This is a genomic window from Paenibacillus sp. PastM-3, from assembly GCF_029893965.1.
Taxonomy (GTDB): domain Bacteria; phylum Bacillota; class Bacilli; order Paenibacillales; family Paenibacillaceae; genus Paenibacillus_AQ.
The window spans coordinates 51,549-70,828 of the sequence record NZ_JARXXP010000012.1; the positions used below are offsets into that span (position 1 = coordinate 51,549).

General features: G+C 53.6%; 10 protein-coding genes. 9 read left to right on the forward strand and 1 reads right to left on the reverse strand.

Annotated features, from left to right (window positions below; genetic code table 11):
- The first annotated feature begins 141 nt into the window (after positions 1–141).
- The 8 genes from M2108_RS17495 to M2108_RS17530 all read left to right on the forward strand — a co-directional run bounded on the left by M2108_RS17495 (position 142) and on the right by M2108_RS17530 (position 11,384).
- Positions 142–1,668, forward strand: coding sequence for an extracellular solute-binding protein (locus M2108_RS17495; protein ID WP_277470722.1), 1,527 nt, complete (start codon positions 142–144; stop codon positions 1,666–1,668).
- Positions 1,669–1,771: 103 nt separating this feature from the next.
- Positions 1,772–2,323 (forward strand): CueP family metal-binding protein, encoded by a 552-nt coding sequence (locus M2108_RS17500; protein ID WP_277470721.1) that lies wholly within the window; start codon positions 1,772–1,774, stop codon positions 2,321–2,323.
- 1,284 nt (positions 2,324–3,607) lie between these two features.
- A complete protein-coding gene (locus tag M2108_RS17505) occupies positions 3,608–5,173 on the forward strand; it encodes an extracellular solute-binding protein (RefSeq protein ID WP_277470720.1) in 1,566 nt (521 codons plus the stop codon).
- 141 nt (positions 5,174–5,314) lie between these two features.
- A complete protein-coding gene (locus M2108_RS17510) occupies positions 5,315–6,283 on the forward strand; it encodes an ABC transporter permease (protein WP_277470719.1) in 969 nt (322 codons plus the stop codon).
- 31 nt (positions 6,284–6,314) lie between these two features.
- The gene (locus M2108_RS17515) at positions 6,315–7,190 is read left to right on the forward strand and encodes a carbohydrate ABC transporter permease (protein ID WP_277470718.1); all 876 of its coding nucleotides are present in this window, start codon (positions 6,315–6,317) and stop codon (positions 7,188–7,190) included.
- A gap of 50 nt (positions 7,191–7,240) precedes the next feature.
- Positions 7,241–8,371 carry a glycoside hydrolase family 88/105 protein gene (locus M2108_RS17520; protein WP_277470717.1) on the forward strand — a complete coding sequence of 377 codons (1,131 nt, stop codon included), beginning with the start codon at positions 7,241–7,243 and terminating at the stop codon, positions 8,369–8,371.
- 207 nt (positions 8,372–8,578) lie between these two features.
- Positions 8,579–9,922, forward strand: a complete 1,344-nt coding sequence (locus tag M2108_RS17525) for a glycoside hydrolase family 28 protein (RefSeq protein WP_277470716.1) — start codon at positions 8,579–8,581, stop codon at positions 9,920–9,922.
- Positions 9,923–10,373: 451 nt separating this feature from the next.
- On the forward strand, positions 10,374–11,384 hold the full coding sequence (locus M2108_RS17530; RefSeq protein WP_277470715.1) for a ketoacyl-ACP synthase III: 1,011 nt from the start codon (positions 10,374–10,376) through the stop codon (positions 11,382–11,384).
- A gap of 1,611 nt (positions 11,385–12,995) precedes the next feature.
- On the opposite strand, the gene M2108_RS17535 is transcribed toward M2108_RS17530, so the two are convergent.
- Positions 12,996–14,012, reverse strand: coding sequence for a LacI family DNA-binding transcriptional regulator (locus M2108_RS17535; protein WP_277470763.1), 1,017 nt, complete (start codon positions 14,010–14,012; stop codon positions 12,996–12,998).
- A gap of 231 nt (positions 14,013–14,243) precedes the next feature.
- Between M2108_RS17535 and M2108_RS17540 the strand changes: the two genes are divergently transcribed.
- Positions 14,244–19,268, forward strand: a complete 5,025-nt coding sequence (locus M2108_RS17540) for a carbohydrate binding domain-containing protein (RefSeq protein WP_277470714.1) — start codon at positions 14,244–14,246, stop codon at positions 19,266–19,268.
- The last annotated feature ends 12 nt before the right edge of the window (positions 19,269–19,280 follow it).

The following is a 19,280-nucleotide window of genomic DNA, read 5'->3' on the forward strand; positions in this document are numbered from 1 at the left end:
AGCAGTTATATTAAACCATACATAACTTATGATTATTATGATTTTATCTTAAATTACCGGGCCGGAGATTGTCCGGGTTATAATTAAGAAAGCGATTACATGTTGAACTACACTATAAAGTCTGTTTAGGAGGATGCGGGAATGTTCGGAAGACTCGTACGGGGAAAAGCTATCCGGTATTGCTGTCTGTTTGTCTTGCTCCCGGCAATATGGTTAAGTGCATGCAGTGATGCAAATCCGGTCCGGCCGGAAACGGGGGAGGCTCTGCCGCTGATCTCCATTCTGGCCCCGCTGCATTTTCCGTCACAGCCGTCCAAAGAAATTGTGAGTGAGATTGAGCGGCTGACGGGTGTGAAGCTTGCGATTACCTGGGTACCTGAGGGTGTCTACACCGATAAAATGAACACGGCTCTGACAACCAATTCGCTCGGCAAGGTTACCTTTGTCAAATTTACCGACTATAATCTGGTCAAAAATGCGGTCCGCTCCGATGCCTTCTGGGAGATCGGCCCTTATCTTGCGGAATTCCCGAATCTGAAGCAGCTGGACCCGGCCATTCTCAGCCAGACTGCGGTAGACGGCAAAATTTACGGCCTGTATACGGAGCGCCCTTCGTCAAGACAAGGGATCATTATCCGCCAGGATTGGCTGGACCGGCTGCAGCTGGACAAACCGCAGACGCTGGATGAGCTGTATGAAGTGATGAAGCAGTTCACCTACAACGATCCCGATGGCAACGGCAAGCAGGATACGATCGGGCTGGTGGACCGCAATGACCTCGTCTATGGCGTCTTCAAAACACTAAGCTCCTACTTCGGTACACCAAACAACTGGAAGCTGGAGAACGGTCAGTTCATTCCGGAGTTTGCCACGCCTGAATATATGGACACGATGAATTTCATGCATAAGTTATATGTAGAAAAAATAATTAACCAGGATTTCGCCCTGACCAGCAAGGAGGTACAGCGCGACAAATTTATCCGCGGCACCGCCGGGATCTTCATCGGCAGTATGACGGATGTGCAGCGGCTCTCGATTGAAGCGAAGGCGATCAATCCGGAGGCTGAGCTTACGCTGATTAACCGGATCAAGGGCCCGGACGGGTACAGGGTATGGTCCATTCCCAACTACAACGGGCTGTATCTGTTCTCCAAAAAGGCGATAGCGACCGGGGATGAGCTGAAGGAGGTGCTGCGCTTTTTTGACCGGAGTATGGATAAGGATGTGGCCAATCTGATGATGTACGGAATTGAAGGCCGCCATTACAAGCTGGAGAACGGCAAAGTCATTCTGCCTGAGGAAACCTCGCAGCTGCGGGTCAATGAGGTCAATCCGCTCTATTCCCTGATGATCGCTGATATCAGTAACAAGAACGTTCTCGAGGTCGCGCAAAAAGAGCAGCTGACCGCCCTGGCCGAGCAACTAAGCCGTGACAATGAGCAATTTGTAGTGGATGATCCGACATTGACGCTCAGCTCCCCAGCCTATGACGAGAAAAACGTCGAGCTGTCTACGATTATTACCGATGCCACCTACAATTATATTATCGGAAATATAAATGCGGCAGAGTTTAATGCAGAAGTGGAGAGATGGAAATCGAGCGGCGGCAGCCTGATTATGGAGGAATATGCAGAGGCTCAGGCCAGGGCGGCGGCGAGCAGCAAATAAGGTTGCCCGAATCAGACGGCATAGGCTAATTTGTCATGGATTCGTCTAGTTTGCAGGTACCTTGGCTGGACTATAATAGTAGAGACAGGAGGATGATGAATCCATGAAAAAAACAGTCTTGCTGACTGCCGGATTAGCAGTAGTCATCGCGGCAGGGGCTTACATCTTCGCGGAAAATAGCAGCCGCGAAGGTGCAAATCCGGACGCAGCAATCGATACAGCAGCTCTTAAACAGATGGTGCAGGATTACAGCAGCCGCAGTCTGAGCGCTGAATCAGCGTCCATATCATCGACGCAGCTGATCGTCAAAGAAACAGACGGCAAGTCCGCCAGCTACAGCCTGCCGGAGGACGAGTTTTTTGTCTCTATTGCACCTTATGTAACCAAGACGCATCCGTGTGCCACTCATAGCCTGACTGGCTGCCAGGGGGAAATGCCGGAACAGGATTTCAGCGTATCGGTCCAGGATGCCGAGGGCAATCAGGTGTTGGACAAGCAGACCATTCAATCCCAGCCTAACGGCTTCATTGATTTATGGCTGCCGCGGGACAAGACTTATAATGTAACGATCGAACAGGACGGCAAAAAGGCAGTGTCGGAAATTTCTACCTTTGAGCAAAATGATACGTGTGTGACTACGATGCAGCTGGGCTGAGATTAGGCGAGTCAATATATAACACATATTGATTTTGAAATTCGGCTGGGCCCCATTCTTCTTGTGGGAAATGCGCAGAAGTATGGGGCCGGTAAGTAACATTAAAGATTAGCAGAGCGAGGGTGCTCCCTTTATGGGAGTGGCCTTGTTCTGCTTTTTTTGGTTTTGAGGGCAGGGAACAAACTTGCTTTCGTGCTCTTCTATTTTTTGTCTTAGCCTCATCGCCCCGCCCGCAGCATTTCTCCGCCGCAAATGCTGTGTGTTTTGGCAGGGCGGATGCCAAGGATCTGAAAGGCTGACATGGGCGCGCCTGCGCTGTTGATTATTTAGAGCGTTACGAGTGGGCTAATGGAGCGGGAGACTATTATGGAAGCATCAGGCTCTGTTCCTGGGAGCTTCGCTAAATTCTAAACGGACTCAGGAGACGTTATCCGGTGCTCTGCGCACGATTTGGGTTTCTAACGGACTCAGATGACGCTATTCATGCTGAAAAGCAGCAATATGGGTGATTCGGCAGCAGATAACGCCTCTGGAGTCCGTTAAACTCTGCGAGAGCCCGAAATCCCGGAATTAACGTCATCTGAGTCCGTAAGAATGGTTGAGTGAGTGCGAGCGTCGGGGGTACGAGATGTCACAGTCACATTGGCTCATACTCTGAGCAGCACCAGGGCGCTAATGGATCAATAGCCAAAGGATTAGTGTGTTCAACACACTTATAGAGCAGCAAACCTAGTCCTCGCACTACGTAACTGTATATCGCACAACTATTGCCGCAGATCAGTTAAACAAACTTGCTTTCGTGCTCTTCTATTCTTTGTCTTGGCATCATCGCCCCGCCCACAGCATTTCCCCGCCGCAAATCCAAGCGGCGGGCCTGCTCTGCCCCCTTTCACCCGGATAAGGTGAAAGGAAGCTTCCGGGCAGGCGGGAGCAGCGGAGGGGAAGTTTGGAACTGTAGGAGCGTTAGCGTCCGCCTAAAAGCTTTCTGTAGGAAAGCTAGCATCGGAAGCATATGCTGTCTGCGGATTTCTACCGCGAAGAGCGGTTTAAATGAGGAAATCCAAACCTAACAGCGGCCGGAAGTCCAAACATTCCCCGCAGCAGCGAATACCGCCACCCAATAGCTTTTAAAAAAAACCTTATCCGCCCCATCACCCGATAATCATTTCCCCAGACTCCCGTCCCAAAGCCCCCATAATGAGTAAATGATTGTTTTCGTAACCTGGCCGGGGCTGTAGAGTGTGGCATGTAACCAATTACAAGCCAAACGGAGGTCAAAAAGGTATGACAAAAAAATCCTTCACCCTGCTTCTCAGCTCACTGCTGACATTCAGTATGCTGACGGCAGCGTGCGGCAACAACAGCGGAAATGAAGCGGCGGCTACTAAAGATCCAGGCACGAGCGGCGGGAACACAACCACAACCGCAACTACAGAACCGGCACCAGAGCCGGAGAAGCCGACAGAAATCAAAATCATGCTGCCGCTGAATACAGCGGAAACCCCGCCGGATACGATCAAGACAGAGCTGGAGAAGCTGACCAATACCAAGCTGACCTATCAGTTCTTCCCGGCGGATACGTATGAAGAGAAGCTGAATTCCTCCTTTGCCACCGGCTCGCTGCCTCAGGTAACGTACCTGAAGAATCAGACCACGTTCGTACAGATGAGAGAAGCGATCAAGGACGGACAGTTCTGGGAGATCGGGCCTTACTTAAGCGAATTCCCGAACCTCAACAAGCTGAAGCCGGAAATCCTGAACAATACGAAGGTAGACGGCAAGCTCTACTCCCTGTACATCGGACGTCCGCTGGCCCGCCAGGGTATCATCTACCGCAAGGACTGGGCGGATAAGCTCGGGCTGCAGGCTCCGGCTAACGTGGATGAGCTGTTCGCGATGGCGCAGGCTTTTACCGAGAAGGATCCTGACGGCAACGGTAAAAAAGACACCATCGGAATCGTGGACCGCAACGAGCTGGTATACGGGGCGTTCAAAACCGTCTCCGCCTGGTTCGGCACACCGAACACCTGGGGGGAGAAGGACGGCCAGCTGGCACCGGATTTCACCTTCCCGCAATACATCGATACGATGGACTTCTTCAAAAAGCTGCGTGACGGCGGCTACATGAACAAAGACTTTGCAGCTACAAGTAAAACGGATGCCGTAAACATGTTCGTCAGCGGCAAAGCCGGGCTGTACATCGGCGGCTCGATGCAGGACATCGATACCCTGAACAAGGACCTGATCAAAAACTTCCCGGATGCCGTGCTTGATACACATAGTATGGTTGCCGGACCGGACGGAAAGTTCGCCCAGTGGATGATTCCAGGCTACAACAACGTCGTGCTGTTCCCGAAATCTGCGGTTAAGGACGAAGCCGAGCTGAAGAGCATTCTCGCCTTCTTCGATAAGATGATGACCCCTGAAGTATCGAACCTTATGTACTGGGGCATTGAAGGCAAACACTATACCGTTGTAGACGGCAAGGCTAAACCGACTGACGACAAAGAGCTGATCGAACGCGAAGTTAAAGGCTACAAGGACAGTGTAATCGGTGAGTCCGAAACCAACGGCATGTATCAGAGCTATAACGTGCTGCCTGGCCGTATTCATGCGGAAGAGCTGATTCTTGAAAATGTGAAGGTAGGCGTCGCTGATCCGACTGCAGCCCTGGATTCTGCTACCTACACGTCGAAGGGCGTAGAGCTGCAGCAGATTATTACAGATGCCACGTACAACTATATTTATGGCCAGCTGGATAAAGCCGGTTTTGAAAAAGAAGTAGAAGCGTGGAAGAGCCGCGGCGGATCAGCCATTATCGAAGAATACAACGCAGTCTATAAAAAATAAGCGGAGCTCCTGAATAGCGCCCTGCTTAGGTAACACCGGATACAGAAGGCTGGCGAAGCCGAGCCGCTTCGGCAGCCTTCTTTTATACGCACACAAACCCGCAGTCAGATGCGGAATCAGGAAACAGAAAGGGAGAGAACTATGCAGGATGTCACCGCTCAGCCTGGTACAGTCTCCAAGCTGAAGCCCAAAAGATACAAGAGCAGCAGTGAGCTTAAAAAGCGGCTGTGGAGAAACAAATATCTGTACGTCATGCTTATACCGGGTATATTGTTTTTCGTTCTTTTTAAATATTTGCCGATGTACGGCCTGATTATTTCCTTTCAGGATTATAAGCCTTACCAGGGAATTACGGGCAGTGAATGGGTAGGCATGGAGCATTTCAAGCGCCTGTTCACCGAGCCGGACTTCCTGAACATTCTCGGCAACACCCTCATATTGTTCGGCATGAATATTCTGTTTTATTTTCCGGTACCGATTATATTGGCTCTGATGCTGAATGAGCTTAGAGGCAGCTTTTTCAAAAGATTGTTTCAGACGCTGGTCTATCTGCCCCACTTCATGTCATGGGTTATTATTGTCTCGATTACCTACGTTATGGTTACGATGGACGGCGGGATTATTAACGAGCTGCTCAGTTATTTCGGCTTCGAGCAGGTGAATTTCCTGCTGAATCCGGGCTGGTTCCGGCCGATGTACATCATCCAGATTATCTGGAGAGAAGCGGGCTGGGGCACGATTATCTATCTGGCTTCGATCGCTGCTATTGACCCCGGTCTGTATGAAGCTGCGCGCATGGATGGAGCGGGACGGATGCGGCAGATCTGGCATATCACACTTCCGGCGATCCGGAGCGTTATCATTACCCTGCTGATTCTGAAAATTGGTTCCGTGCTGGATTTGGGCTTCGAGCATGTCTATCTGATGCTGAACTCCATGAACCGGAATGTTGCGGAAATTATCGATACGTATGTCTATACTGCAGGACTAAGACAAGGCCAGTTCAGTTACAGTACGGCTATCGGATTCTTCAAGTCGATTATCGGGCTTATCATGGTTATGTCCGTTAACAAATTGTCCAAGAAAATGGGCGAAGAAGGCGTTTATTAAGCGAATTGAGAGACTGCGGGAGGAATAGAAGATGGTAGAGGACAGATCGCTGGGCGGCAGAGTGTTTGCCGCTGTTAACTTTACGCTGCTGGCGCTGATTGCGCTCATTACCGTGCTGCCGTTTGTGCATGTGGTCGCGGGTTCTTTTACGACAAGTGCAGAGATTGCGGCGAGCAAGTTTGTGCTGATTCCGAAGGTGTGGAGTCTGGAGGCTTATAAATTTATTTTTTCCACGGATACGATCTTCAAAGCAATGGGTGTCTCGATCGGCGTTACGCTGATTGGAACGCTGTTCAGTATGTTTATCACGGCGCTGATGGCCTATGGCCTGTCCAGAAAAGATCTCGACGGACGCAATGTGGTTAACTTCCTGGTTGTCTTCACGATGCTGTTCCATGGCGGCATGATTCCGACGTTCCTGGTGGTAAAAGAGCTGGGGCTGATCGATTCCTATGCGGCGCTTATTTTGCCGTCGGCGATCAGTGCGTTCAATATGATTATTCTCAAAAACTTTTTCCAGAACATCCCCGAAGGCCTTGAGGAATCCGCCAAAATCGACGGCTGCAACGACTTCGGCATCCTGTTCCGGATCGTGCTCCCGCTGTCGATGCCGGCGATTGCAACGATTTCCCTGTTCTACGCGGTGACTTACTGGAACACTTACATGAGTGCGATTCTGTATCTGGATGACAGCGCCAAATGGCCGATTCAGGTCCTGCTGCGGCAGATCGTTGTCCTGGCCAGCGGGATGGATCACAGCTCCACACTGGATGCGGCTGTTCCGCCGCCGGACCAGTCAATCAAAATGGCGGTTATCGTAGTAGCAACACTGCCGATTCTGATGGTGTATCCGTTCCTGCAGAAGCATTTTGCCAAGGGGGCTATGCTCGGTTCCATGAAAGGATAAGGCTTCTCAGACATTCGGAAGGGATACTAATGTTGGAAGGGGTATGAAGGATGATAGGCAGTCTGCCGGCAACACCGATAGAATGGGCCCGCAAGGCCTGCGATTCATTAATGGATACTTACCAGGCGGGAGAGCTTCCCCCCGCCCACCGCTGGCATTACCATCAGGGCGTATTCCTGTGCGGAATGGAGCTGCTGTGGTCTGCTTCAGGCGACGGGCGTTACCTGACCTATATTCAGGAGTATGTGGATGATCTGGTGGATGAGCACGGCAATCTTTATTTTGCCCGTGACGAGCTGGATGCGGTTCAGGCGGGGCTGCTGCTGTTCACGCTGCATGAGCGGACCGGTCTTGAGAAATATAAGACGGCCGCAGACAAACTGCGTAATCTGCTGCGGACCGTGAACCGGACGGCTGAGGGCGGGTATTGGCATAAGGACAAATATCCTTATCAGATGTGGCTTGACGGCCTGTATATGGCCGGAGTGTTCTCGCTGAAGTATGCCGATGCCTACGGTGAGCCGGAGCTGCGCCAGACGGTGCTGCACCAGGAGCGGCTGATGCGCAAATATATGAAGGATGAAGCAACAGGCCTGCTTTATCACGCCTGGGATGAGAGCAGGAATATGCCTTGGGCCAATCCGCAAACGGGCTGCTCCCCGGAGTTCTGGAGCCGCTCACTCGGCTGGTACGGGCTGGCGCTGTCACAGTTTCTTATGCTGCTGCCTGAGGAGGAGCCGGGGCGGGCGGAGCTCGCTGCTGCGCTCGGCGAATTCGTGCAGGCGCTGATCCGTTATCAGGACAAGGAAAGCGGACTCTGGTATCAGGTTGTTGACAAAGGAGATGAGCCCGACAACTGGCTGGAGACCTCGGGTTCATGCCTGTTCGTGTATACCATTGCCAAGACGGTAAAGCTCGGGCTGGCTCTTGACGAGGCCGGGGCTGTTGCTGCTGCCCACAAAGGGTACGAAGGCCTGATTGAGGTACTGCAGGAGGATGAACAGGGGCGGCTGATTCTGCCGGACATCTGTATTGGTACCTCGGCAGGGGATTACGAGAATTACGTGACCCGTCCGAAAGTAAGCAATGACCTTCACGGCGTTGGGGCGCTGGTGATGGCCTGTGTGGAGATGGAGTCTTTGTACCAGATGCAGGAAGTGGCGGCTGGCGGCACGGAGTAAGCTGCTATTGGCAGGAAGTGCAGGAATGACGCTATTGACAGTTCACTGAATTCCCTTGCGAGCAGTGGTATGAGTTGAAAAGTAACAGCAATTAACAGCGGCCGGAAGTCCAAATATTCTTTGGATTTTCTGCCAGAGCTTTAATAGTGATATTAATATTACAAATCGGGCATCAGTTTTGCGAATTAAGGAAGGGGGAGATAGAAGTTGTATAATATTGAGGAATTTGGAGCGCGGCGGGACAGCGGCACGGCGGTGACTGAGGCTATTGCGGCTGCGGTTGCAGCCGCAAGCCGGGAGGGAGGCGGAACGGTCTACGTTCCGGCAGGTACCTTCCATACCGGATCGGTGCGGCTTGGCAGCAACATTGAGCTACACCTGAGTCCCGGATCGGTGCTGAGCTTCAGCACCGATCCGGCAGACTACCCGGCGGTGGAAGCCCGCTGGGAAGGCGTGGGACGACAGGTGCATTCCCCCTGCATTTATGCGGAGGATGCAGTGAATGTGTCCATTACCGGAAGCGGGACATTGCAGGGGAATGGGGCTCCCTGGTGGAGGAAGCACCGGGAGCAGCCGGAGGAGCTGGAGTACCCGCGTCCGACACTGATCGGCCTGAACCGCTGCCGCCGGGTTACGGTGAAGGATGTAACCCTGCTCAATTCGCCGAGCTGGACGGTGAATCCGATTGTCTGCAGCAATGTGACGATCGACAATGTCTACATTCTGAATCCGGCGGATTCGCCTAATACGGACGGGATTAACCCGGAGTCCTGCTCCGGGGTACGGATCAGCAACTGCCATATTGATGTAGGCGATGATTGCATAGCCATCAAGGCAGGGACTGAGGATACAGCGGAGCGTATCCCCTGTGAGAATATCTCCATAACAAACTGCACTATGGTGCACGGGCATGGAGCGGTCGTGCTGGGCAGTGAGATGAGCGGAGATATCCGCAATGTAACGATCAGCAACTGTGTGTTTAAGGAGACCGACCGCGGTATCCGCATGAAATCACGGCGCGGGCGCGGCGGAATCATTGAGGATATCCGGGTCAGCAATATCGTAATGGAGGGCGTGATCTGCCCGTTTACGATGAACCTGTACTATTTCTGCGGGCCAAGGGGCAAAGAGAAATACGTCTGGGACAAACAGCCTTATCCGGTGACAGCGGAGACGCCTTGCTTCCGGCGGATCCATTTTGCCAATATCACCGCCCGCAAGGTTCATGCCGCCGCAGGATTCCTGTATGGTCTGGCCGAGCAGTATGTCTCGGACATTAGTTTTACCGATGTTGATATCTCTATGGCAGAGGAGGCTGTGCCGGGGCAGCCGGATATGATGGCAGGGCTTGCGGATATGAACAAGCGCGGTTTTTTCCTTGGCAATGTACGGGATGTGAGGTTTCAGCAGGTGACGGTTGCGAATCACGAAGGACCTGCTTTTTATATTGAAAATGGTGAGGACGTAGAGATCCTGAACTGCCGTTCCCGGAACACGGCCAAGCCTGAAAAGCTGGTCGAGCAGGTTGAAGTTGTACCAGCGGAGATATAAACGTCTTAGCGGGGTTGAGCTGATTATTTTTCAGGAGCATAAAAGAGGATTACAGGGACTGTGACCGCCAAGGCGGTCATGGTTCTTTTTGCTGGAGAAGAAAGCTGGAGGGGCGGGAAGACGTATGGCGCATATGGCGGACAGGGAGTTCAGGATACAGGCGGGTGCAAATGAAGAGGTTGTAGCTAAGTGTAGAATAGGTGGAAGATAAGATGCAAAGAATGGGTAAATATAAGCTATACCAGCCTTATATCCGCATGTTTTCCGGAAATAAAGCCAATCTAATCTCAAAGCCCGACATTTCCTCTTATAGATTATAGAGGAATACTATTCCTTTGCATTATCGGATTTATTCGCATATAATTAGTACCAAGTACTAATACCAGATACTATAATAAAATATTTATTTGCAAATGGCGTTGAACAAAATGAAATATGAGGTGATCAGAAAATGAAGGGTGCCAAAATTACAGCCATTGGTTCTTATGTCCCGGCCCGCAGACTGACTAACAGCGATCTGGAGCAATTGGTCGATACAAATGATGAGTGGATCGTGCAGCGTACGGGGATCCGTGAGCGCAGAATCAGCCGTGAGGATGAGTACACCAGTGATCTGTGCATAGCCGCTGCCTTGAATCTGCTGACCCGTTACGGAAAATCTGCAGCCGATATTGATATGGTGCTTGTGGCTACCAGCACGGCGGATTTTTCTTTTCCCTCGGTAGCTTCGATAATCCAGCACAAGCTGGGTATTCCGCTGACGGCCGGAGCGGTGGATCTGAGCGCAGCCTGCGCCGGATTTGTATATGCGCTCCATACTGCCCACGCCTATGTAGCGTCGGGCCTGCACCGTAAAGTTCTGGTTGTCGGAGCAGATGCACTTTCCAAAATTACCGATTACACGGACCGCAGCACCTGCATCCTGTTCGGTGACGGAGCCGGGGCGGTGCTGGTGGAAACAGATGAGCAGCAGGACCGTTTCCTCGGCTATCATCTCGGCAGTGACGGCGGAGGGGCACATCATGTCTACCTTACCGGATTGTCACATACGGTTAACGGTGTGGAGCTTGGAGATTCAGGCAAGCTGGTGCAAAACGGGCGGGAAGTATTCAAATGGGCAGTCCGGACGGTACCGCAGGGCGTGCAGCGGGTACTGGAGAATGCCGGTGCAACGCTTGAGCAGGTGGACTGGTTCATTCCGCACAGTGCCAATCTGCGGATGATTGAGCCGGTCTGTGAGCGGCTGAACTACCCGCTGTCCCAAGCTCTGTACAGCCTGGAGTATTTCGGCAATACCTCTGCAGCCAGCATCCCGCTGGCGCTCGACCTCGGTATCCGTGAGGGAAAGGTACACAGCGGACAGCGGGTTCTGCTCTACGGCTTCGGCGCCGGGCTGGCGCATGCCGGAGTTCTGACTGAACTTCAGCTGGACGAACAGGTGGCTCCGCCTGATGTTTTATAAGCTAAACAGATGGTTATTCACGTGATATAAGGCTGGCTGACCTCTTGCATGGGGCGGCTGGCCTTTTAAGCTTGCTCTCCGGTTGTTTAGAAGCCGCGTGTTGTGTTTCGCGCTGCGGGCTCCAAGCACAAGCACCAAGTACCGAGCACAGCTCCAAACTCCAAGCACCGAGCTCCGAGCACCAAGCACCAAACTCCAAGTACCAAGCACCAAGCACCAAGCACCAAGCACCAAGCACCAAGCTCCAAGCATCAAGCACTAAGCACCGAGCACCGAGCATCAAGCATCAAGCACAGCTCCAAGCTCCAAGCACCAAGCACTAAGCACCGAGCACCAAGCATCAAGCATCAAGCACAGCTCCAAGCACCAAGCACTAAGCACCGAGCACCAAGCATCAAGCATCAAGCATCAAGCACAGCTCCAAGCACCAAGCACCAAGCACCAAGCACCAAGCACCAAGCACCAAGCATCAAGCATCAAGCATCAAGCATCAAGCACAGCTCCAAGCTCCTTTTCCCTATGCTCCAGCCATTATGCTTATGCGGCTTCCTCCCTCTTTTTTCAGCGGCATAACCGAAAAATCGTACCCGAAACCAGAAAATCCACGCCTTGTATGCCTCCATAAAATGAGAGATTATATTATCGAAAGCGTTTTCGTTTTCACGTGTGATCCTGTTGTAGAACGTAACCATTTTCGGTATTTGTGCTGGCTCAAAGCTCGAAAGGATTCGGAGTTTGCCGGCTGCGGCAGGAATAAGGGGGGAGTCAAGGCCTGCGCAATGATCTTGGTGATAACCTGAGAAAAAGCAAATGTAAAGGTAAAGGTAAAGGTAAAGGTAAAGGTAAGAGCTTAAACTCAGACTCTAACGGGGATTGGGGAGTAGAGGTCAGCAGGGGATTTCTGAATATAGTCTTTGAGCCGGGTGTGTGATTTCATTCAAGGATTAGTTGGAATTTCGCCACCTAAATTTGCTGTTTTTCATCTTCTGAGATCATTAGTTGGAAAAAGCACACCTATTTCGGCCCATTCTGCCCGCAAACGGTGAATTTGGAACAATTAAGGGGAGTTTTTCCAACTAAATTGCTGTTTCAGGTTCATTCATTAGAATTAAGTGTACAATTTCCACTTAGTTCGATCAGTACATGCGGAGAAGAGGCTGTAAGAGCGAATTCCCCCGCTAAGCGGGGGAATGCCGGTGCTGGCAGTGATGCTGCCCAGAGTCGCCGGCCTTAGCCCCGCAGCTTGCCGCTCGAGGCCACCGGGTCAGCCCCGCAGCTTGCTGCCCGAGGCCCCCGGCGTCAGCTCCGCAGCTTGCCGCTCGAGGCCACCGGGTCAGCCCCGCAGCTTGCTGCCCGAGGCCCCCGGCGTCAGCTCCGCAGCTTGCCGCTCGAGGCCCCCGGCGTCAGCTCCGCAGCTTGCCGCTCGAGGCCACCGGGTCAGCCCCGCAGCTTGCTGCCCGAGGCCCCCGGAGTCAGCCCCGCAGCTTGCCGCTCGAGGCCCCCGGAGTCAGCCCCGCAGCTTACCACTCGAGGCCACCGGGTCAGCCCCGCAGCTTGCTGCCCGAGGCCCCCGGAGTCAGCCCCGCAACTTGCTGCCCGAGGCCTCCGGCCTCAGCTCCGCAAACCGCTGCCGCAGGATTCGCGCACGATCAGTGCGGGCTCGACGACAAATGAGCCGCCCTCGGACTGGTTGTTAATCAGGTCGAACAGCATGTGGGCAGCGAGCACGCCCAGGCGCTCCTTGTTCTGACGGATCGTGGTCAGCGTAGGAGTGGTGTATTTGCAGGCCTCGATATCATCGCAGCCTACCACGGCAATATCCTCGGGCACACGCAGCCCGTGCTCCTTCAGGGCGCGGATGGCTCCGAGAGCAAGCAGATCCGAAGCGGCGAACACCGCCTTTGGCAGGCTGCCCTGCTCAATCAGCCGCTGCATCGCCCCATAGCCGCTAGGCTCGAAGAAGTCATCGCCGTGAATGAACCAGTCCATATTCAGGGATAAGCCAAAGCCTTCAATCGCCTTGATGTACCCGGCTTCCCGCTGGTTGGAGATGTCGGAATCGCCGGTGCTGCCGATGAAGCCCAGCTCTCTGTGCCCAAGCAGATACAGATGCTCCACAACCTTGGAAGCGATCTGATAATTGTCGGACATCACGTATCCCGACTTCTTGCCTTTAAGCTCCAGATCTACGCCGATGCAGGGGATGCTGCTCATGTCCAGGTCACGGATGGCCGGCTCCATTTTCTCCCCGGAGATGATGACACAGCCGTCCACATGAAAATGCACGCAACGGGAGAAGTAATCGCCGCCGCTGACAAACTTTTCGTTGGAAAAGAAAATCAGATCGTAGCCCAGCACCCCCATCTGCTTCTTGAAGGAGTTCAGCACCTCCACGAAGAACGGGTGCGTAATTTCCACGTTAAGCTCACCGGCAAAAATAACACCGATCAGATTGGATTTCTTGGTAGCCAGTGTTTTGGCGGAATTCGAGGGCGAGTATCCGGTTTGTTCGATGATTTCCAGGACTCTCTGTTTCGTTTTTTCGGAAACATCATTGTAATTATTCATTATTTTCGAAACAGTGGATACGGAAACTCCAGCCATTTCGGCAATCTTTTTGATATTCACCTGCATGTTTATCGACCCTCCGCTTGATATGGCCCAGACCAGGAAAACGGCCAAGCTGACGTTATTCATTGAATTACAAGCCTTGTCCGGTACTCCAAATAGTTACAGTTAAGTCTATTCAACTTCTCCAGGCAAGTCAACGCTTTATGCAGGCCCTTTTTAGGATTGGATCGAAACCGATTTCGAATATTCTTGATCAGCAATTCCGATACCCGAGGAGGAGAATAGAGGATGAAAAAGAATGTGTCGGCAGCGCTCGCTGCCGTAGTACTTGCGACAGGCCTGCTGACGCCAATGGGAGGCGGAGCCCTGTCAGCAGCATCCGCATCCGCCCCACCGGAAGACAATATACAGCAGTCTGCCTCAGCCGGCAATTTGAAAGCGTTTACCGATTTGAAGGCGGATCACTGGGCAGCCCGGTCACTGCAGCGCTGGAGTGAGGCCGGTGTTATGAGCGGATACGGGGATGGAACGATCCGGCCGAATAAGCAGATTACAAAGGCGGAATTCGCAGTAATGATTAACCGCCTGTTTAATTACAAGACGGAGGCAGGGGCGCTTCCTTCCGATGCGGCCGACAATCTCTGGTTCACCAGTGATATTGCCAAAGCGGTTGCCGCCGGATATTTGAGTGCTGATGCGGACAACCGGATTCATCCGTACGCGAATTTGTCCCGCGGCGAGGCGGCTGTGGCGCTGCAGAAGCTTTTTAAGCTGGAAGCAGGCAAGCAGCCGCCAGCGTATACAGATCTGCCGGCAGCCGGCAGTGAATTGAGCGAAGCAGTTGGGGCGCTTACTGCTGCAGGCTATCTGAAGGGCTATCCGGGGGGCTTGTTCAAGCCGGACGGGGCCATCACCCGCGCTGAGCTGGCCCGGGTTGCTGACGTGATGATTGCAGGACTGGTAACCTCTCAGGGAGAGGTGAATCTGGGAACTGTGCAAGGGAACGTACTATTAAGCAGTTCGGATATTCTTTTGCAGAATACAGTTATTGAAGGAAATCTTTATCTCTCTGAAGGTATCGGTGAGGGGAATGCTTCACTGGACGGGACAGAGGTGAAGGGAACCACTTACATCCGCGGAGGCGGGGCTCATACCGTAAGCCTGCAGAACAGTAAGCTGGGTAAGGTGGATGTGACCAAGCCGGGAGGCAATATCCGGCTGTATGCCAGCGGCAGTACGGCAGTTGGGGCTGTACAGCTGGGTTCCGGGGCAACACTGGAGGAAGGCAGTCTGACCGGAACAGGCTTCACGGATATTGAGCTCCGCTCTGGAGCCAAGACGGTAGCCCTGAAAGGAGAATTCAATGCTGTCAGCACGGCGGATGACAAGACAGGCGGCCTGGTGCTTAGCCTTTCCGGCAAGCTGGCTAAGCTTAATTTAAGGACTCCAAGCCGGGTTACACTGGCAGACAATGCCCGGGTAGCGGAGCTGCTGCTCTCCGCTAATGCCTCGGGAACAGCGATTCAGGGAAGCGGAAGCTTCGGCAAGGTAACGAATAATGCCGATGGCGTTACCAGCGGCGGCATTGCCGTTGCCAAAGGCAGCAGCAGCGAGCTGAAGGCTGCGGCGGCTACTCTGGCACCGGTAAGCAGCGGCTCCCCCGGTGCTACCGAAGCGCCGACGGCAACCGCAACACCGGCACCGACGGCAACCGCAACACCAGCACCGACGGCAACCGCAACACCAGCGCCTACAGCGACCCCGACACCGCAGCCGACAGCTGCACCGACGGCGACGCCAACACCGGCCGCAGACCTGTGGACGATGGTGTGGAGTGATGAATTCAATGATGGCACCATTGATCCGGAGAAGTGGACCTATGATCTGGGCGACGGCACTGCAGTCGGCAATCCCGGCTGGGGCAATAATGAGCTGGAATGGTACACGGACGATGAGAAGAATGTAAAAGAAACTGACGGCAACCTGGTCATTACCGCACACAAGGAGTCAGTAGGCGGCAAGGATTATACCTCCTCGCGGATCAAGACCAAGGGGCTGTTCAGCAAGAAATACGGTAAATTCGAGATCCGGGCGAAGGCGCCGACCGGCAAGGGCATGTGGCCGGCGATCTGGATGCTGCCGGAGAATTACGAGTACGGCAACTGGGCTGCTTCCGGTGAGATTGATATTATGGAGGGCTGGGGCAGCCGGCCAAATACCGTTGCCGGAACGATTCATTACGGCGGATTCTGGCCGGATAACGTGTATTCCGGCAAAGAATATGTATTCCCGGATAACGGAACCATTGCCGATTACCACACTTATTCCATTGAATGGGAGCCGGGAGAGATCCGCTGGTATGTGGACGGCGTATTGTTCCAGACCAAAAATGACTGGTACAGCATCAGTGTCGGCCAGCCGGCGAACAATGCCTATCCGGCACCGTTCAACCAGGAGTTCCATCTCCTGATGAATCTGGCTGTAGGCGGCAATTTTGACGGTAATCCCACTCCGGAGACAAAATTCCCGCAGTCGATGTCTGTCGATTATGTCCGTGTGTATGAGCTGACCGGGCGGGAGTACCGTGAGCCGGTGCCGGTGACGATTGCGAAGGAGGCATATCTGGAAGGCTCGCTTGCTCCGACAGAAGACGGCAACTTCATTCATAACAACGGCTTCACCGAGCAGAAGGAAGGGGATGCCGGCATGGGCATTCCGAACACAGCGCACTGGGTGCTGTACAAGGAAGCCGGGGCTGCCGCAAATGTATCCCTCGAACCTGTCGGCGGTCAAAATTTCCTGAAGGTGGATATCAGCAGCGCCGGCGGGAATTCCTATTCGATCCAGCCGCAGGCTATTGTATCGCTGGCTAAAGGAAGGTTCTACAAGCTCAGCTTCGATGCCAAAACCGATACGGAGCGGAGCATCAATGTAAGGCTGACGGGCGGAGAGTCGCGCGGCTATCAGGCGTACTCGCCGGGGCTCAAGGCCGAGCTGACCGGGACGATGACCCATTATGAAACGATGTTCCAGATGAAGGAGAATTCCGATATTGCGGCGCGGGTTGAATTCAATCTGGGCACGAATACCTCTCCGGTGTGGCTGGGCAATGCCCGGCTTACGGAGATCGACAGCATCCCGTTCGATCATGACAGTGCCAAAACACCGCTGGGCAGCGGCAACCATCTGTACAACGGTACCTTTGACCTCGGTGGTGTCGACCGCCTGGGCTTCTGGCACACGGCCGCATCCGGAGGGGCGGAAGTCAGCAGCACAGTGGACGGTGATGGGCATCTGCGGCTGCAGATTACAGGCAGCGGCGCAGCAGGGGCTGATGTGCAACTGCTGCAGAAAGGGATATTCCTGGTGAACGGCCAGGATTATAAACTGACCTTTGACGCGGAGGTCTCTGCCGCACGGACAGCCGTAATTGAGCTGCTCGGCAAAGACGGTACGCTGTATGCATCCAAGGAAGTGCAACTGGCAGCAGGGGCACAGAGCATCACTGCCGAGTTCAAGGGGCTAGCCGGAGCTACCGACCAGGAAGGCCAGTTTGTTCTCCGGCTCGGCGGCGCATCAGGCACCGTGCAGCTCGATAATTTCGTGCTGCTGCGGACCAGCACGTATTACGATCCGTCGCTTGTGTATTACCCGCTGGTGAACGGGGATTTCGGCTTCGGCTTCAGCAGCTGGGAACGCCTGCTGACCGAGCAGGGCGGACAGAGCACGGCTGCGGTTACAGACGGAGCAGCCAAATTCAGCATTACCAATACCGGCAGCCAGAACTACTCCGTGATGCTGTTCCAGAACGGGCTAAAGGCATCAGCCGGTGCGGAATATGTCATTGAGTTCGATGCCAAGTCCACTGTTGCCCGCAAGATCGGCGTTAACGTAGAGAATGCGGCATATTCAGCTTCCTTCACGAAGCTCGTTGAGGTGACGCCCGAAGGCGCCCATTACAGATACGAGTTCCGTCAGGGCATAAAGGATACGCTGTCGCTGAAATTCCTGCTTGGTAAAGTGGACGGTGTAAGCATTCCGGGCGCACATGATATCATCATTGATAATGTGAAATTTGAGATCAAAGGGGCTCCGGCCAAGCCTCAGGAGCTGCTGGCGGACAGCAGCAATAACCGTGCCGGACAGCCAATCCAGCTCCAATATAATGACAATGCGGCCTGGCGCAGCAAGATTCAGGCGGTTAAAGTAAACGGAACAGCATTAACCCCGGAGCTGTACAGTATTGAGCCCGGCTTCATTACGATTAACGCCGCTGCCTTCCCGGCGGAAGGCAGCTACGCCATTACGGTGGAGGCGGAAGGTTATGTCCCTGCGGGGGTAACCCAGGTGATTCTGGCAGGCGGCAGCAATCTGGTGGTAAACGGCTCGTTCGCCAGCGGAACGACAGGCTGGAATACGTGGTCCGGTGAAGGCGGAGCGGCTGTGTTAAGTGCAGTGGACGGTACTGCGAATATTGAAATTAATGCAGCCGGCAGCCAGACCTGGGCTAACCAGTTATTCCAGGAAGGCATCCAGCTGCAGGCCGGCAAAACCTATGAGCTGAGCTTCAAGGCCAAATCGACGGTGCCGCGGCAGATTATTGTAGAATACAGCGGCACCTCTGCCGCCTCCCAGCAGGCTAAATTCGATGTTACAGCAACCTGGGCGACCTACAGCGCACAGTTTACGGTGGCAGACGGCAGCCCGCTGAAGCTGAACTATCTGATCGGTGCCACTGCAGGCACGGATAAAACAGCCAACAGCACAGCGCATATCCTGTCACTGGACGATATTTCGATTACCGAAGTGTCTGGCGGCACACCGGGTGAGCCGGCAAGCGGCACTTTGGACAACGGAACCTTTGAGGCCGCGAAGGGGCTGGCCGGCTGGACACAGTATTTTGACGGAACCGGCTCTGCCCAGGCGCTGAACGGAGAACTGGCTGTCAGTCTGACCGGAACAGGCAACGCGAGCTACAGTGCACAGGTGGATTATGCGAACCTGAAGCTGGAACAGGGCAAAACCTACAAGCTGACCTTTCAGGCCCGCTCCGATATTAACCGCCTGATTGAAGTTGCGGTAGAGCATAAAGGCGGGGATTACACCAAATATCTGCCTGCCGTCAGTGTCGCCTTGACCAGTGAGATGAAGGAATACAGCTACACCTTCACCATGAGCGGCGGAACGGACACCCTGGCACATCTAGTGTTCCTGATGGGGCTGGTTTCCGGCAACAGCCAGGAGACTAACAGTGCCATCAGCGCAGGCAATCAGATTGTGATTGATAACGTAACGTTGACCGAGCAACCCTGAATTTAAGCGCCT

What these genes read in the sequence shown, in the direction of transcription:
- M2108_RS17495 (WP_277470722.1), top strand. Translation starts at nt 142, where the DNA reads ATGTTCGGAAGACTCGTACGGGGAAAAGCTATCCGGTATTGCTGTCTG.
- M2108_RS17500 (WP_277470721.1), top strand. Translation starts at nt 1,772, where the DNA reads ATGAAAAAAACAGTCTTGCTGACTGCCGGATTAGCAGTAGTCATCGCG.
- M2108_RS17505 (WP_277470720.1), top strand. Translation starts at nt 3,608, where the DNA reads ATGACAAAAAAATCCTTCACCCTGCTTCTCAGCTCACTGCTGACATTC.
- M2108_RS17510 (WP_277470719.1), top strand. Translation starts at nt 5,315, where the DNA reads ATGCAGGATGTCACCGCTCAGCCTGGTACAGTCTCCAAGCTGAAGCCC.
- M2108_RS17515 (WP_277470718.1), top strand. Translation starts at nt 6,315, where the DNA reads ATGGTAGAGGACAGATCGCTGGGCGGCAGAGTGTTTGCCGCTGTTAAC.
- M2108_RS17520 (WP_277470717.1), top strand. Translation starts at nt 7,241, where the DNA reads ATGATAGGCAGTCTGCCGGCAACACCGATAGAATGGGCCCGCAAGGCC.
- M2108_RS17530 (WP_277470715.1), top strand. Translation starts at nt 10,374, where the DNA reads ATGAAGGGTGCCAAAATTACAGCCATTGGTTCTTATGTCCCGGCCCGC.
- M2108_RS17540 (WP_277470714.1), top strand. Translation starts at nt 14,244, where the DNA reads ATGAAAAAGAATGTGTCGGCAGCGCTCGCTGCCGTAGTACTTGCGACA.